The organism is Streptomyces sp. NPDC037271 (assembly GCF_055603605.1).
Window position 1 is genome coordinate 58,134 of record NZ_JBVJVN010000024.1, and the last position, 14,508, is coordinate 72,641.

At 73.3% G+C, this 14,508-nt stretch carries 10 protein-coding genes; 2 read left to right on the forward strand and 8 right to left on the reverse strand.

Annotated features, from left to right (window positions below):
• Positions 1-12 precede the first annotated feature (12 nt).
• Positions 13-981, reverse strand: a complete 969-nt coding sequence (locus tag ACZ7G3_RS29480; protein WP_470929125.1) for a DNA polymerase Y family protein — start codon at positions 979-981, stop codon at positions 13-15.
• Positions 978-4,523 (reverse strand): DNA polymerase III subunit alpha, encoded by a 3,546-nt coding sequence (locus ACZ7G3_RS29485; RefSeq protein ID WP_470929127.1) that lies wholly within the window; start codon positions 4,521-4,523, stop codon positions 978-980. Before ACZ7G3_RS29485 ends, ACZ7G3_RS29480 begins: the two co-directional genes overlap by 4 nt.
• Positions 4,524-4,675: 152 nt before the next feature.
• Between ACZ7G3_RS29485 and ACZ7G3_RS29490 the strand changes: the two genes are divergently transcribed.
• The gene (locus ACZ7G3_RS29490; protein ID WP_470929129.1) at positions 4,676-5,734 is read left to right on the forward strand and encodes a DUF3533 domain-containing protein; all 1,059 of its coding nucleotides are present in this window, start codon (positions 4,676-4,678) and stop codon (positions 5,732-5,734) included.
• A 226-nt stretch (positions 5,735-5,960) separates the two neighbouring features.
• On the opposite strand, the gene ACZ7G3_RS29495 is transcribed toward ACZ7G3_RS29490, so the two are convergent.
• The 4 genes from ACZ7G3_RS29495 to ACZ7G3_RS29510 form a co-directional block, all read right to left on the reverse strand.
• Positions 5,961-7,043: a S1 family peptidase gene (locus ACZ7G3_RS29495; RefSeq protein WP_470929131.1), complete on the reverse strand. Its 1,083-nt coding sequence runs from the start codon at positions 7,041-7,043 to the stop codon at positions 5,961-5,963.
• Positions 7,044-7,517: 474 nt separating this feature from the next.
• Complete coding sequence (locus tag ACZ7G3_RS29500) at positions 7,518-8,426, reverse strand: S1 family peptidase (protein WP_470929133.1); 909 nt, start codon at positions 8,424-8,426, stop codon at positions 7,518-7,520.
• A 211-nt stretch (positions 8,427-8,637) separates the two neighbouring features.
• Complete coding sequence (locus tag ACZ7G3_RS29505) at positions 8,638-9,423, reverse strand: DUF1684 domain-containing protein (RefSeq protein ID WP_470929135.1); 786 nt, start codon at positions 9,421-9,423, stop codon at positions 8,638-8,640.
• A 28-nt stretch (positions 9,424-9,451) separates the two neighbouring features.
• A complete protein-coding gene (locus ACZ7G3_RS29510) occupies positions 9,452-10,636 on the reverse strand; it encodes a DUF5685 family protein (protein ID WP_470929137.1) in 1,185 nt (394 codons plus the stop codon).
• Positions 10,637-10,925: 289 nt separating this feature from the next.
• Between ACZ7G3_RS29510 and ACZ7G3_RS29515 the strand changes: the two genes are divergently transcribed.
• Positions 10,926-11,363, forward strand: coding sequence for a cell division protein SepF (locus ACZ7G3_RS29515; RefSeq protein ID WP_426518430.1), 438 nt, complete (start codon positions 10,926-10,928; stop codon positions 11,361-11,363).
• A 60-nt stretch (positions 11,364-11,423) separates the two neighbouring features.
• On the opposite strand, the gene ACZ7G3_RS29520 is transcribed toward ACZ7G3_RS29515, so the two are convergent.
• Both ACZ7G3_RS29520 and ACZ7G3_RS29525 read right to left on the reverse strand, forming a co-directional pair.
• Positions 11,424-12,614 carry an acyl-CoA dehydrogenase family protein gene (locus tag ACZ7G3_RS29520; RefSeq protein WP_470929139.1) on the reverse strand — a complete coding sequence of 397 codons (1,191 nt, stop codon included), beginning with the start codon at positions 12,612-12,614 and terminating at the stop codon, positions 11,424-11,426.
• A 215-nt stretch (positions 12,615-12,829) separates the two neighbouring features.
• Complete coding sequence (locus ACZ7G3_RS29525; protein WP_426600618.1) at positions 12,830-14,428, reverse strand: MFS transporter; 1,599 nt, start codon at positions 14,426-14,428, stop codon at positions 12,830-12,832.
• Between the last annotated feature and the right edge of the window lie 80 nt (positions 14,429-14,508).

The window sequence follows — 14,508 nt, forward strand, 5'->3', positions numbered from 1 at the left end:
CCCGCGGGGGCCTCACGCCGCCAGCGCCCCCGGCATCACCGCCCTCGGCCCGAACTTCGCCCGCGCGCGGTCCGCGACCTCCTCGAGCCGGCGGGCCTTCTCGTCCACCGGGTCGAAGGTGAGCTGGTGGGAGGCCTGCTCGGCGGGGGCCAGGCCTTCGGCGCGCAGGGAGAGCGAGCGGACCCGGGCGCGCTGGAGGCCGAGCGCCTCGTACATGTCGTACGCGGCCCGCGTCAGCGCCGCCGAGTGCGCGGTCGGTTCCTTCAGGGTGCGACCGCGGGTGGTCGCCGACCTGTCGGCGTAGCGCACGGTGAGGGTGAGGGTGCGGCACACCTTGTCCACGGCGCGCAGCCGGGCGCCCAGTTCCTCGGTGGCCGAGAGCAGGGCGCGGCGGTGGCGGCCGGGGTCGAGTTCGTCACGGGTGAAGGGGCGTTCGGTGGCCAGGGAGCGGGAGACGCCGTTGGGGACGACCCGGCCGCGGTCGACTCCGTTCGCCTTCTCGTGCAGCTCGCGGCCGGCCTTCGCGCCGACCAGCCGCTGGAGCGTGGACAACGGCGCGGCGGCCACCCGGCCGAGGGTGTCCAGGCCGTACTCGCACAGGGTGCGGGCGGTCGCGGTGCCGACGCCGGGCAGCGCGGCGACGGGCTTGCCGGCGAGGAAGTCCCGCACCCCGCCCTCGGGCACCGCGCGGGTCAGTCCCGGCCGGGCGTCCCGCAGGGCCATGCGGGCGAGCATCGGGCCCGGACCGGCGCCGGTCACGCAGTCGACGCCGTACAGCGCGAGGGCGCGGACGCGGATCACCGAGGCCAGTTCCACGGCGTCGCGCCCGAAGTACCGCTCGGCGCCGCGCAGGTCGGCCAGCGCGCCGTCGGGTGGCAGCGCCTCGACGACCGGCGTGAACTCCTCCAGCAGCCCGAGCAGCTGGGGCAGGGCCGCCTCGTACATCGGCGGCAGCTGGAAACGTACGCAGAGGATCGTCATCCCGTACTCCCCGGACTCTGGTGCCACAACTTCCTTCCGACCGCGGGCCCTTCGCCCGCGGGGCGCAGATCGGCCCAGGGGTGCATCTCGTACCCGGTGGACATGCGGATCCTCCGCTGCTCCATCGGGTCCTGGGCCGCGGAACCGGCCGGCGCGGGTTGTCCGTCCGAACCGGCCAGCCGGCGGCGCGCCGGGCCGCCCTCGGGGTCGTCGCCCTCCTGGCTTCCGGCCGCTCCGGCCAGCCGGGCCGCGACGCCCTCCAGCCCCTCCTCCCGCCGCACCTCCAGCAGGTCGGCGAGGTTCCAGGCGGCGGAGCCGACCACGCTGAGGCTGCGCGGGCCGCGCCGCTGCACCACCCCGCGCACCAGCAGCAGCCAGGAGTGGAAGACGGTGTGCGCGCAGGCGTCGTGGGAGTCGTCGAAGAAGGCGAGGTCGACCAGGCCGGAGCCGTCGTCCAGGGTGGAGAAGATGACCCGGCGGCCGGAGCGGATCGGCGGTGTCTGGGTGGCCGCCTTGGCGCCCGCGACCAGCACCGTCTCCCCGTGCCTGGCCTCGCGCAGCCGCTTGGCCGACACCACGCCCAGCTCGCGCAGGAAGGTGCGGTGGTCGTCCATCAGGTTGCGCGAGGCGTCCATGGAGAGCACGCCCAGTTCGGCGCTGAGCTTCTCCGCCGAGGTGAGGTCGGGCAGTCCGGCGGAAGCGGTCCTCCGTCCGCCGGACAGCGGGAGCTGGTCGCCGCGTCCGCCCCGGGCGCCGCGGTGCAGTTCGGTCAGGTGCAGTTGCAGGTCGCGCCGGTTGGCGCCGAACGCGTCCAGCGCGCCGACCTGGGCGAGCCGCCCGGCCAGCGGCCTGCTGGGACGGGCCCGTTCCCAGAAGTCGAGCAGGGAGGCGTACGGCTGCCCCTCGGCGATGCGTTCCGCCTCGGCCTCGCTGATGCCGTGCACGTCCGAGAGGGCGAGGCGCAGGCCCCAGACGGTCCCCTTGGAACGCCGCGATTCAGACACCAGTTCGATCCTGTGTGCGACCCCCGACTTGTTCACGTCCAACGGCAGGATCGGCACCCCGCGCCGCCGCGCGTCCGCCAGCAGCAGCCGCTTGGGGTACATGCCGGGGTCGTGCGTGAGCAACCCGGCGTAGAAGGCGGCCGGGTGATGGGCCTTCAGCCACGCCGACTGGTACGTCGGCACGGCGAAGGCGACGGCGTGCGCCTTGCAGAAACCGTAACTGCCGAAGGCCTCGACGATCTCCCAGGTCCGCTGGATCGTTTCCGCGTCGTATCCGTTCGCCGCCGCGTGCTGCGCGAACCACGCCTTGATCCGCCCCTGCGACTGAGGGTCGGACAGCCCGCGCCGCACCCGGTCGGCCTCGCCGCGTCCGCAGCCGGTCATGATGTCCACGATGTCGATGACCTGCTCGTGGAAGACGACGACCCCGTACGTCCCCTCCAGCGGCTCCGCCAGGTCCTCGTGCGGGTAGCGCACCGGCGCCCGCCCGTGCCGGGCCTCGATGAACGGCCGCACCATGTCGGCGGCGACCGGGCCGGGCCGGAAGAGCGAGATGTCGACCACGAGGTCGTGGAAGGTCGACGGCTGGAGCCGCCCGACCAGGTCCCGCTGCCCCGGTGACTCGATCTGGAAGCAGCCCAGCGTCTCGGCGGAGCGGATCAGCCGGTACGTCGCCGGGTCGCCCTCCGGTACGGAGTCCAGGTCGATCTCGGTACCCGTCGCCCGCTTCACCTCGGTGACCGCGTGCGCCATCGCCGACTGCATCCGCACGCCGAGCACGTCCAGCTTGAGCAGCCCGAGGTCCTCGACGTCGTCCTTGTCGAACTGCGCCATGGGGAAGCCCTCGCCGCTGGTCGGCACGACCGGCGTACGGGAGAGCAGGGAGGCGTCGGAGAGGAGCACGCCGCAGGGGTGCATGGCGACGCCGCGCGGGAGGGCGTCGAGGCCCTCCACCAGCTCCCACAGCTTCCCGTACTTCCCCCCTCCTTCCCGCCGGGATTCCCCCGCCAGCTCCCTCAGCTCGGGCAGCTCCTCCAGGGCCGCGCGGGCGTCGCGGGCGCGGATGTGCGGGAAGGACTTGGCGACGCGGTCGATCTCGGCCGGGTCCATGGACAGGGCGGCGCCGACGTCGCGGATGGCGTGGCGCACGCGGTACGTCTCCGGCATGGCGACCGTGGCGACCCGCTCGGTGCCGAAGCGGCCGATGATCGCGCGGTAGACCTCCAGGCGGCGCGCGGACTCCACGTCGATGTCGATGTCGGGCAGCACGACCCGCTCCCTGGACAGGAAGCGTTCCATCAGCAGCCCGTGCTCGACCGGGTCGGCGTGCGCGATGCCGAGGAGGTGGTTGACGAGCGAGCCCACGCCGGAGCCGCGCGCGGCGACCCGGATGCCCATGTGCCGCACGTCGTCCACGACCTGGGCGACGGTGAGGAAGTACGAGGCGAAGCCGTGGTGGGCGATGATGTCCAGCTCGTGGTGCATCCGCTCCCAGTACGCGCGGCGCCGGTCGTAGCCGCGCAGCACCATGCCCGCCGCCGCCCGGGAGGCGAGCGCGCGCTGGGCGGTGCGGCGGCCGGCGCCGACGAGGTGCGGCTCGGGGAAGTGGACGGCGCCCATGCCGAGGTCGTCCTCGGGGTCGACCAGGCACTCGGCGGCCGTCGCCCGCGTCTGCTCCAGCAGGCGGTGGGCGGTGTCGCGCCGGAAGCCGGCGGCCTCGACGATCCGCTCGGCGGCGTGCCGCATGGCGCCGGCGTCCTTGAGCCAGGCCTCGCCGGAGTCCAGCTCCTTGGTGGCGTCGATCGGGACGAGGCGGCGGGCGGCGTCCAGCACGTCGGCGACCTGGCCCTGGCCGGGGTCGGCGTAGCGGACGGCGTTGGAGAGCACCGGCCGGATGCCCTGTTCGGCGGCGAAGCCGACGGTACGGGCGGCCAGGCGCAGGGAGCCGGGGCCGGTCCCTTCGCGGCCGTGCCAGACGGCTTCCAGGCGCAGGGCGTCGCCGTAGCCCTCCCGCCAGGGGGCGAGGAGCCGGGCCGCGCGGTCGGGGCGGCCGGCGGTGAGGGCGCGGCCGACGTCGGAATCGGGGCCGAGCAGGACGGTCAGGCCGTCGGCGTGGTTGTCGGCCCAGGGCAGCAGGGGTGTGCCCTCCGCGGTGTGGGCCGCGGACACCAGCCCGCACAGGTCGGCCCAGCCGCGGGCGCCGTCCCGGGCGAGGAAGGTCACCCGGGGGGCCGACTCGTCGACGAAGGCGCCGCCGCGCACGGGGGCGCGGCGCCGGTCACGGCGTACGGAGGTCTCCGAGCGGTCCGCTTCCGGCTCGGGGGCGGCCACCGCCAGCTCCGCGCCGAACAGCGGACGGACGCCCGCCTTCGCACAGGCCTTGGCGAAGCGGACCGTGCCCGCGAGGGTGTCGCGGTCGGTGAGGGCGAGGGCGTCCATGCCCCGCTCGACGGCACGCTCGGCCAGCCGCTCCGGGTGGGAGGCGCCGTAGCGGGCGGAGAACCCGGAGACGGTGTGCAGATGCGTGAAACCCGGCACACGCACCTCCCGCTCTCATGAACCGACGCCTTATCGAACGCCTGTTCCCAACTACCTCACCCCCACCATAGACCAATTTTCGAATGCGTGTGCGACATCCGTTCGGCCCCGTCCCACCTGCGCAAACGCCCGCGGCCCCGGACCGTGGGGACATGTCGCACACACCGGCCACCGGCACCCGGAGCGGCTCCTTCCGCGACGAGGTGAAGGACGCCGTCACCCCGCGGGCCACCCTGCTCGTGCTCGGGGTGATCGCGCTCCAGCTGCTGTTCATCGCCTCCTACGTGGGGGCGCTGCACGACCCGAAACCGAAGGACGTGCCCTTCGGGGTGGTCGCGCCCCCGGCGGCGGCCGGGCAGACGGTGAGCAGGCTGGAGCGGCTGCCCGGGTCACCCCTGGACCCGCGCACGGTGGCCGACGCGGCGAGTGCCCGGCAGCAGATCAAGGACCGGGAGATCGACGGCGCCCTGGTCGTCGACCCCTCCGCCGGCACCGACACCCTGCTGGTCGCCTCCGGCGGCGGCACCGTCCTCGCCACCACCCTGGAGAGCCTCGTCGCCGAAGTGGAGCGGGCCGAGGGCCGCACGGTGCGGACCGTCGACGTGGCCCCGGCCTCCCCCCACGACTTCGACGGGCTGTCGTCCTTCTACCTGGTCGTGGGCTGGTGCGTCGGCGGCTACCTGTGCGCCTCGATCCTGGCGATCAGCACCGGCGCCCGGCCGGCCAACCCGCACCGCGCGGCGATCCGGCTGATCGTGATGGCCCTGGTGTCGATCGTCGGCGGGCTCGGCGGCGCGGTGATCGTCGGGCCGATCCTCGGCGCCCTGCCCGGCAGCGTGGTGGATCTGTGGGGGCTCGGCGCACTGATCACCTTCGCGGTGGGCGCCGCCACGCTCGCCCTCCAGGGCGTCTTCGGGATCGTCGGCATCGGGCTGGCGATCCTGCTGGTGGTGGTCGCGGGCAACCCGAGCGCGGGCGGCGCCTTCCCGCTGCCGATGCTGCCGCCGTTCTGGCAGGCGATCGGACCGGCGCTGCCGCCGGGCGCGGGGACGTGGGCGGCCCGCTCGATCGCCTACTTCAAGGGCAACGACACGACCGTCTCCCTGCTGGTGCTGTGGGCGTGGGCGGTCGCGGGGACGCTGATCACGGTGCTGGCGTCCGTGCTGCGCCTCAGGCGGCGGGAGCCGGAACTGCCCACGCAGGTCGGCTGACCCGCCGTCGCACGCGGAAGCTCCGCCGCACACACGCGGAAATCCCGCCGTACGCAGGGCGGAAGCCCGCCCCAGACACACGGGACCCCGCCGCACGCAAGGCAGAAACCCCCGCCCCACACACACGGGACCCCGCCGCGCGCAAGACAGAAACCCCCGCCCCACACACACGGAAGCCCCGCCCCTCGCGCGCGGGACGGGACTTCTGCCTGCGATGTGTGTGAGCTCAGCCGATCTGCGTACCGGTGGCCGACAGGGCCTCCGTCACCGGCTGGAAGAAGGTCTCGCCGCCCGAGGTGCAGTCACCGCTGCCGCCGGAGGTGAGGCCGACCGCCTGGTCGCCCGAGAAGAGCGAGCCGCCGCTGTCACCGGGCTCGGCGCAGACGTCGGTCTGTATCAGGCCGTTGACGATGTCGCCGTTGCCGTAGTTCACGGTGGCGTCCAGGCCGGTGACCGCACCGGAGTGCACCTGGGTGGTGGAGCCGCTGCGGGTCACCTCCATGCCGACGGTGGCGTCGGCGGCACCCGAGATGGCCTGCGAGGAGCCGTCGTAGAGGTTCACCTCGCTCGGGTGGTCCACCTCGGCGGTGTACTTGACCAGGCCGTAGTCGTCGCCCGGGAAGCTGGACGCCTCGTTCTCGCCGATCACGTTCCCGGAGGAGTCCGACCAGGTGGTGATGCCCTCGGTGCAGTGGCCGGCGGTGAGGAAGTACGGCTCCCCGCCCTTGGTCACGTTGAAGCCGAGGGAGCAGCGCCCGCCGTTGCCGGTGATGGCGTCGCCGCCCGCGACGAAGGGACGGTACTCACCGTTGGTCCGCTTGAGCTCGGCCTTGGCGCCCAGCCCGTCGACCACCTTGGTCAGCTTGGCCCACTCGGCCTTCGAGACCGTGCGGTCGGCGGTGACGACGACCTTGTTGGTGGTCGGGTCGGTCGCCCAGGAGGTGCCCGGGATGGTGGCGTCCTCGGCGAGGGTGGTGCGCGCGCTCTTCAGCTCGGCGAGCGAGTTCTCGACGATTCTCGCCTTGGCGCCGGCCGCCTCGACGGTCTGCGCGGCGTTCTCGTCGAGCACGTTGACGACGAGGCTCTTCGCCTGTGCGTCGTAGTACGTGCCCGCCGCGTCGGTGCCGAGGTCGCCGAGCAGCGTGGAGGCGAGCTTTCCGGCCGCCGTGACCGACAGGGTCTCGGGGGCGGAGGCCTCCGGGGTCTCGCTGGCGTTCGCACTCTGGAAGGTGACTCCCGCGGCGACCAGCGCGGTGACTCCCGCGCCGATCACGGCGACCCGCCGCCTGGGTATACGTCGGTGCTTCAACTCACGTCCTCCTGTGGGGGGTCGGCCCGGGAGGGTGTGGGGACCTCGCGGACCGGAAGGCTGGTTGACGAGCACCAACTCTTCCAACCCCACAGGGGGCACACAAGGTCGGCTTCAGGACGTGCGCACGACAACTCCAGTGCGCGCACACGACCTTCACCATTCATGTCCCTTCCAGCAGGATTCGTACGGCGAACACTCCAGCAAACGCTACGAGCGAGTAACCGAGGACCGGCCGGCCCGCTCCACCCCTGTCCGGAATTCACCCCTTGCGCTCAGACCTCCGAGTGTGCTTCTACACGCGGTGCCGGCTTCCGCGGGGCCTTCGGGCCCGGGGCAACTCGGGCCCGGGGCAACTCGGGCCCGGGGCAACTCGGGCCCGGGGCAACTCGGGCCCGGGGCAACGACGAGCCCCCGCACACCGATCGGTGTGCGGGGGCTCGTCGTGCTGCCGGCTGCGCTCCGACGGGCGGCTCAGGTGACGTTGACGCCGTAGGCGCTCAGGGCCTCCGTGACCGGCTGGAAGAACGTGGTACCGCCGGAGCGGCAGTTGCCGCTGCCGCCGGAGGTCAGGCCGTACGCGGTGCCGTTGCTGCCGTAGAGCGGACCGCCCGAGTCGCCGGGCTCGGCGCAGACCGTGGTCTGGATCAGCCCGCGGACGATGTCGCCGCCGCCGTAGTTGACGGTGGCGTTCAGGGCGGTGACCCGGCCGCTGTGGGTGCCGGTGGTGGAACCGTCGCGGATGACCGTGGTGCCCACGCTCGGGGTGGCCGCGCGGGTGATGTCCACGCCGTTCGCGGTACCGGGCTTGCTGATGGAGCTGTTGGTGTACCGGACGATGCCGTAGTCGTTGCCCGGGAAGCTGGACCCGGCGGTCGAGCCGAGGACGGTGGTGCGCCCGGAGTTGGCGTACCAGGTCCCGGCCCCGGCGGTGCAGTGCCCGGCGGTCAGGAAGTAGTCGACGCCACTGCCGCTGCGGACGTTGAAGCCGAGGGAGCAGCGCCCGCTGTTCGAGTAGATGGCGTCGCCGCCCTGGATGAGCTTGCTGAACGTGCCGGGGGTCCGCTTGATCGTGAGCGCGCCGGCCTTGTCGCCGGCCTGTTCCTTGATCTTCGCGATCTCGGCCTGGGAGACCGTGCTGTCGATGGTGACGACCAGCCGGTCGCTCTTGCTGTCGATGGCCCAGGCGGTGCCCGGGACGTCGGCCTCGAGCACCGCGCTGCTGGCGCTGTTGAGCTCGGCGTCACTGAAGGTGGCCGGGGTGGGTGCCGCGTTCGCGCTGGGGATCGCGATCGCTGCCGCGGCCACGACGCCGGTGGATACGGCGATCAGCCGGGTCCGTCTCGTGATGCCGCTGCGGGGGGTGGTGCGCTTGATCCTCACTTTTCGTTCCTCCACTGGGGAAGTCGGGGGCCCTCTGGGTGGGGTGGGCCCGTGAGGCGCAGCCAGGGGCGGACGTCCGGGTTCCGAATGCGTCGTGCTCCTGACAAGCGCTGAGGTTGGAGTATTCGGCCGAACGACCGGTCGGCGCAAGAGTGCCTTTCGGCCTTCAACCTTTGGCCGACCCGCGTCGCCCCGCCAACCCCGCCGGACCTCAGCGCAGTTCGCGCTCCCCCGCCTCGACGGGGACCTCCAGGGTGTTCCCCGGCGGCGGGAAGGGACAGACGAAGTGGTCGGCGAACGCGCACGGCGGCAGCAGCGCGCGGTTGAAGTCGACCGTCGTACGGCCCTCGGCGTCCGGCGCGGCCGGACGCAGGAACCGGAAGCGGTAACTGGTGCTCCCGCTGGTGGCGTCGGCGAAGACGGCCCACAGCGAGCCGTCCCCCTCGACGCTCGCCTGGAGCGCGAGTTCCCGCTCGCCCAGGTGGAAGGCGAGTTCTCCGCCCAGGGCGAGCCCGCGCTCCCGCCCGTCCGCGTTCGGCACCCGCACGCTGCGCTGCCCGGCGTCGTACGGCGTGAAGCGGCCCGGCACCGACCACCGCGGGTCGTACGGCGTGGCCGCGATGCCCCGGAACGCGCGCCGCGCCTCGGCGGCCGGGTCGAAGTCGCGCACGCCCCAGGCGCCCTCGCGCAGCAGGACGACGATCCGCCGCGCGCCGTACCCGACCCGGGCCGCGCTCGCGGGCCCCGGGTCGGGGGCGAGCCGGACCTCACCGTCGAGCGGCCGCCCGTCCACGGTGAGCCCGTCCGCCTCGGCTGCCGTCAGCAGCACCGCGCCGTCGCCGGCCGTCCAGCTCCCCGGGATGTCCGGAAGCTGCCCGTCCGGATAGTCCTCCAGCCAGTACGTGCCGGTCAGGGCCAGCGGTCCGTAGGGCGCCGACACCGTCGCGACGCGCTCCTCGTGCCACCGCTGCCACTCGCCGGATGCGTCCGTCGTCATGAGGGAAACCCTCGCACACCGGACCGCCTCAACAACTGCAGCCGCAGTCGCAGCCGTCGCAGCCGCACCCGTCGTCGCCGCAGCAGTTGCCGCAGCAGTCGCAGCCGCAGCTACAGCAGTCGCCGCACCCGCTGCAGTCGCCGTTGGTGCACGGCGACTGCTTGCGCTCCCCGCTCCAGGGGTCGTGGTACGTGCCGCAGCACATCTGACACGTACAGGCCAGTCCCAGCCACACGGCGCACCCCGCGAGCAGCCCGCGCCGGTCCCGGCGCGGCGGCTCCGGGGGCACCGGCGCGCCGGGTCCCGCCGGGGTGCCGGGAGGGGCGTACGGGTGGCTGCCGTGGGCGCAGGAGACGGTGCCGAAGGCGCGGTCGACGGAGTTCCCCAGCTCGTGCACGAGCAGTCGGTGCACCAGTCGGCCGTCGCCGAACTCGGCGTCCCGCAGCGCGAGGCGCACCCCGCGCACGGCGTCGTCGGCCAGCCGCCGGGCCTCCGTGAGCGAGGTCCCCGTGGCGGTCAGCGGGTTCCAGGCGCCCGACGCGGCGTCAGCCTCCTTGTCCTCCACGGCGTCGAGGAGGTGGGCGAGCCTGCCGAAGAGGCGCCCGGCCTCGGCGAGCGGCTCGGCGTTGTGCGGCCGCCCGGCGAGGCGCGCGGTGTGCGCGAACGCGGCGGCGGTGGCGGTCTCGGTCGGCTCGGTGACGGTGAGCAGGGGGGTGCCGGGCCCGGCGAGCGCCTCGATGCCGCCCTGCCGGTCCACGGCGTCGACCAGTACGGCGGTGTCGAACCCGACCGCGCCACCGCTGCGGGCGCCGGCGGCGTCCCAGCCGGTGGCGACCCGGCGGGCGGCGAGGGCCACCGGCCGGCGGGCCAGCACCCCGTCCCCGTCGGCGACGTGGTCGCGCACCTTGGCCGAGGCCAGCACCAGGGAGACGGCCGCCGCGAGCCGGGCGCCCTCACCGTGGGCGACGGACGCGGTGCGCATTCCGCGCAGCGGACACGGCCCGGCCTTGCGCCGCCCGGCGCCGGTGCCGCCGCGGCCCGCCTGAGCCTCCGTCAGGACCGAGATCAGCAGCCCGTCATAGTTCGTCACGATCCGCGCGAACTGCCCGTGGTCCTTGCGCAGTGCGAGGCACAATCCGCACAGATGCGCCATCCACTGACTCGTGAGGCTCTCCCCGAGCCGATGCCTGCAAGGCCTGACGATTCCGAACACGACATTCCCCCGTGCCTCGTACGATGCTGAGCTGCGGCATCGTACCGACGGGCGCGTTCACCCGTACGCACCCTCCCTCACCCGTCCGCCGGGAAGAATCATATTTCACTCACAGTCAGCATCCGTTTGGGGAACGACCCTTGGGACACAAGGACTCTCGACGGATTCGCTGTGCACCAGTACCGTCACAAACCCCCCGGGCGGCGTCTATCCACTTGGCGCGACGTCCGCATCATGGATGACCATAGGGATGCGGAAACACGAAAGACCGCTGAGAGAGGAGGCGTCCATGGGATCGGTACGCAAGGCGAGTGCGTGGCTCGGCCTCGTCGACGACAACGATGACGAGCGCTACTACGACGACGACTACTCCGAGGGCACCGAATCCGGGGACGCCTGGGTCACGGACCCGCGGGTGAAGGTGGCCACGGACGTGGCCGAGGAGAAGGGCCGCCGCATCGCCACGGTCACCCCGGACAGCTTCCGGGACGCCCGTGCCATCGGCGAACTGTTCCGGGACGGCGTCCCGGTCATCGTGAACCTGACGGCCATGGAGGGCACCGACGCCAAGCGCGTGGTCGACTTCGCGGCCGGGCTGATCTTCGGCCTGCGCGGTTCCATCGAGCGGGTGTCCACCCGGGTGTTCCTGCTGAGCCCGGCCGACACCCAGGTCATCAGCGGCGAGTCGGCCGCGCACCGTTCCGACGGTTTCTTCAACCAGAGCTGAGGCGGGGCCGCACACCACGGCCCCGCCCCCCGCCGGCCCCCCGGGTCCGCCGCCGGAGTCCTACCGGAAGGCGTCGAGTCCGGTGAGGGCCTTGCCCAGCACCAGCTGGTGCATCTCGACGGTGCCCTCGTAGGTGAGCACCGATTCCAGGTTCGTCGCGTGCCGCATCACGGGGTACTCGAGGGAGATCCCGTTGGCGCCGAGGATCGTGCGGGCCGTACGGCAGATGCCGATGGCCTCGCGTACGTTGTTGAGCTTGCCGAAGCTGACCTGCTCGGGACGCAGGCGGCCGGCGTCCATGCGCCGCCCGAGGTGGTGGGCGAGCAGGATCCCCTTGTGCAGTTCGACCGCCATGTCGGCGAGCTTGGCCTGGGTCAGCTGGAACCCGCCGATGGGCCGTCCGAACTGCTCCCGCGTCTTCGCGTACTCCACGGCGGCCTCGAAGGAGCTGCGGGCCGCGCCCATCGCGCCCCAGACGATGCCGTAGCGGGCGTGGGAGAGGCAGCTGAGCGGTCCGCGCAGGCCGGCGGCCTCCGGCAGTACGGCGTCGGCGGGCAGCCGTACGCCGTCGAGGACGAGCTCGCTGGTGACGCTGGCCCGCAGCGACCACTTGTGCCTGATCTCGGGCGCGGAGAAACCGGGACTGTCGGTGGGCACGACGAAGCCGCGGATCCCGTCCTCGGTCTGCGCCCAGACGACGGCGACACCGGCCACCGACCCGTTGGTGATCCACATCTTGCGCCCGTCGAGCACCCAGTCCCCGCCGTCGCGCTTGGCACGGGTGCGCATGTGGGCGGGGTCGGAGCCGTGGTCGGGCTCGGTCAGCCCGAAGCAGCCGATGACCTCACCGGCGGCCATGCGCGGCAACCAGGCCTGCTTCTGGTCCTCACTGCCGAAGCGGTGGATGGCGTACATGGCGAGGGAGCCCTGCACGGAGACCAGGGACCGGATCCCGGAGTCGGCCGCCTCCAGCTCCAGGCAGGCCAGTCCGTACTGCACGGCACTCGCGCCGGCGCAGCCGTGGCCCTGGAGCGACATGCCCAGCGCGCCGATGCCGCCGAGCTCGCGGGCAAGCTCCCGGATGCCGGGCAGCTCGCCCTTCTCGTACCAGTCCGCGACGTACGGCAGCACGCGGTCCGCCGCCCAGTCCCGCACGGTGTCCCGGACCGCCAGGTCCTCCGGCTCCAGGAGGTCGTCGATGCCGAGCGGGTCGGCGGGATCGAACGCGGGCAACTTGGGGGACGAGGCCATGGGACACCCTCCGGGACGTGAAACTAGCGCTGCTAGTTACGGTTCTCGTGCCGACGTTACGACGCGCCGCTTCGCGCGTCCACCATGCGCCTCCCCCTCACGCCCACCCGGCTCGCCCGTGCCCCACCGCGCCGACGGCGGCACACCCCCGCGGACGACGTCCACCGGGTGACGGACGGCGAACGGGTGGTGCGCGGACGCGGAGGCCGAATCGCTCACACCGAGACGCGTGACTCCACCGCGTCCCGAGGCGCGGGCACGGAGACCCCCTCGCACTGCATCCCCCGCGGCAACCGCAGCGCCATCACCGCCCCCAGCAGCAACAACCCCGCGCTCACCACCAGCGTCACGTGCAGCCCATGCACGAACGCGTCGGCGGCCGCCCGCCGCAGAGCGGCCCCCGCGGGCCCCCCGAGCTGCGCGGCGACCTCGTACGCCTCCCCCAGCGAATGCCCCGCCGCCACCGACGCCGAAGCCGGCACCCCGGGCACACCGCCCGCCACTCCGGGCGTGTACGCCGCGTTCATCACGCTGCCCAGCAGGGCGATCCCGATCCCGGCACCCAGCTGGTACGACGTCTCCCCGATCGCCGCCGCCCCGCCGGCCTGCTCCTGCGGCGCCTCGCTCAGCATCGACTCGTACGCGCCGAAGAGCGTCGTCTCCAGGCCGAAGCCGAGCAGCACGAACCCGGACAGCAGCAGCGCGCAGTTGTCGGCCCGGCCCATCGCCGTCAGCAGCAGCACCGCGAAGGCCGTCAGGCAGAACCCGGCGCACACCATCCGGCGCGGCCCGAACCGCCGCAGCATCCGCGCGCCCGCCAGCCCGGCGGCCATCGCCGCGAAGGTCAGCGGCAGCAGTCGCAGCCCGGTCTGGAGCGGGGACAGCCCGAGCACCAGCTGCAGATACTGCGCCGCGATCAGCTCCAGACCCACCAGCGCCAGCATCGCCAGCACGATGCACCCCACCGACGTACTGAACGCCGGCCGCCGGAACATCTCCAGGTCCACCAGCGGATGCGTACGCCGCCGCTGCCGCCGTACGAACGCGGCCAGCAGGGCCGCGCCCACCACCAGCGGCACCACCGTGAGCACGCTCGCCACCGGCTCCCCGCCGCCCAGCCGCTTCACGCCCAGGACCACTCCGAACAGGCCGCCGGCCGCCATCAGCGCGCCGACCACGTCCCAGGGTCCTCGGCCGTCACCCTTCGACTCGGGCAGCAGCAGCCGCCCCAGCGGCAGGCTGACCAGCATCAGCGGGATGTTGACGAGGAAGACCGAGCCCCACCAGAAGTGCTCCAGCAGGAAGCCGCCGAGCAGTGGCCCGACCGCCGCGCCGACCGCGGCCACGGCGCTCCAGACGCCGATGGCCAGCGCCCTCTCCCGGCGGTCGGGGAAGACCTGCCGGAGGATCGACAGCGTCGCCGGCATGATCATCGCGCCGCCGACGCCGAGCAGCGCGCGCGCCATGATCAGGACCTGGGCGCTGTCGGCGAGGGCCGCCAGCGCGGAGGCGACGCCGAAGAGCGCGTAGCCGAGCAGCAGGACGCGTCTGCGTCCCACCCGGTCGCCCAGCGTGCCGAACAGGATCAGCAGCGAGGCGCAGACGAGCGGGTAGACGTCGACGATCCAGAGCAGCTCGATCGCGCCGGGCCGCAGGTCCTCGGTGACGGCGGGGACCGCCACGTGCAGCACGGTCGCGTCGACGGCGACGAGCAGCAGGCTGACGCAGAGGACGATCAGAACCACCCAGCGGTTGGCACCGCCCCCGGTCGCCCGACGGCGCGGCGCGGCGGCAGCCGTGGTCGTCCCGGACATGTACGTACCTCCAAGATGTTCCCTCGCGTCCGGCGGGCCGCGGGGTGGGGACTCCCCGGCGGCTCGGCCGGAGAGGAGCG

What these genes read in the sequence shown, in the direction of transcription:
- ACZ7G3_RS29480 (WP_470929125.1), bottom strand. Translation starts at nt 981, where the DNA reads ATGACGATCCTCTGCGTACGTTTCCAGCTGCCGCCGATGTACGAGGCG.
- ACZ7G3_RS29505 (WP_470929135.1), bottom strand. Translation starts at nt 9,423, where the DNA reads ATGACGACGGACGCATCCGGCGAGTGGCAGCGGTGGCACGAGGAGCGC.
- ACZ7G3_RS29515 (WP_426518430.1), top strand. Translation starts at nt 10,926, where the DNA reads ATGGGATCGGTACGCAAGGCGAGTGCGTGGCTCGGCCTCGTCGACGAC.
- ACZ7G3_RS29520 (WP_470929139.1), bottom strand. Translation starts at nt 12,614, where the DNA reads ATGGCCTCGTCCCCCAAGTTGCCCGCGTTCGATCCCGCCGACCCGCTC.
- ACZ7G3_RS29490 (WP_470929129.1), top strand. Translation starts at nt 4,676, where the DNA reads ATGTCGCACACACCGGCCACCGGCACCCGGAGCGGCTCCTTCCGCGAC.
- ACZ7G3_RS29525 (WP_426600618.1), bottom strand. Translation starts at nt 14,428, where the DNA reads ATGTCCGGGACGACCACGGCTGCCGCCGCGCCGCGCCGTCGGGCGACC.